Here is a 957-nt window from a genome sequence, read left to right as displayed (position 1 = left end):
CATTGGATGAGTGGATCGGTTTCTTGAAGACGGGCGAGATCCCGTCGGGCGCTACGGCTCCCGGCTTGGCGGAGGCTCGGGAATGCCTTCGGGTGGACTCTTTGGACGTGGCGGATCGGAATGATTACATTCGTCATATGGAGAATCTCCGTTATCAACGGAGTGTGTTGGATACGAGTAGAGACGAAGGCTGGGCGGAAGGTCGTGCGGAGGGCCGAGCGGAGGGCCGAGCGGAAGGTCGTGCGGAAGGTCTTGAGGAAGGCCGTGCGGAGGGCCGTGCGGAGGGCCGTGCGGAGGGCCGAGTGGAAGGTCTTGAGGAAGGTCGTGCGGAGGGTCTTGAGGAAGGCCGTGTGAAGGGTCTTGAGGAAGGCCGTGCGGAGGGCCTTGAGGAAGGTCGAGAAAAGCGTAACAAGGAGATAGCCCGTAATATGCTGAAGCAGGGACTACCCATTGATACGATTGTAGCTTGCACGGGTCTTACTAGAGACTCCATAGAAAAGTTGTGAGGGTTGAACCAACACGCCCCCAATGCGACGAAGGCTGAGCAAAAAAGTATGTTAGGAGACTTGCTCCACGCACCTAAGATACTTTACCAACGCACCTAAGATACTTGGGGGATGGACCTAAGATACTTTTTATACGAAACCAAAGCCTAATCGCGTGACGGGTAAACCATCGTTGTAGCGTAAGGCAGGTTCCTTGATTCTCTCTACTTTCGCCTCCGGATCAAAACACAATTCATATATGGAGACGAAAGAATACTTTGAGAAAGTGATGCAAGACTACAATCAGCACCGTACCGGTCGCAGCCTGAGAAAGTACTGCAAGGATGAAGGGGTTGACTATGCTTGGCTCATAGAGTACAACATAAACTAATCATTTGATATGGATGCACGATCAGAGATTGAACGGTTGAAAACCCTTGTTGCCGCGATTGAGCGTTATACAGCCCAAGTG

The 957-nt window shown here is 52.5% G+C and carries 2 protein-coding genes; one reads left to right on the top strand and one right to left on the bottom strand.

All coding sequences use genetic code 11. From position 1 onward, the window contains the following. Window positions 1-154: 154 nt before the first annotated feature. Window positions 155-451, bottom strand: coding sequence for a hypothetical protein (locus G7Y39_RS13975; RefSeq protein WP_165157930.1), 297 nt, complete (start codon window positions 449-451; stop codon window positions 155-157). 293 nt (window positions 452-744) lie between these two features. Here G7Y39_RS13975 and G7Y39_RS13825 point away from each other — a divergent pair, with 293 nt between their 5' ends. After that, window positions 745-876 (top strand): hypothetical protein, encoded by a 132-nt coding sequence (locus G7Y39_RS13825; protein ID WP_255453030.1) that lies wholly within the window; start codon window positions 745-747, stop codon window positions 874-876. The last annotated feature ends 81 nt before the right edge of the window (window positions 877-957 follow it).

Origin of the sequence: Parabacteroides sp. ZJ-118 (genome assembly GCF_011038785.1) — a bacterium.
Lineage (GTDB): Bacteria > Bacteroidota > Bacteroidia > Bacteroidales > Tannerellaceae > Parabacteroides.
Note: the sequence above shows the minus strand (reverse complement) of the source record. Positions and strands in the feature narration are given on the sequence as shown.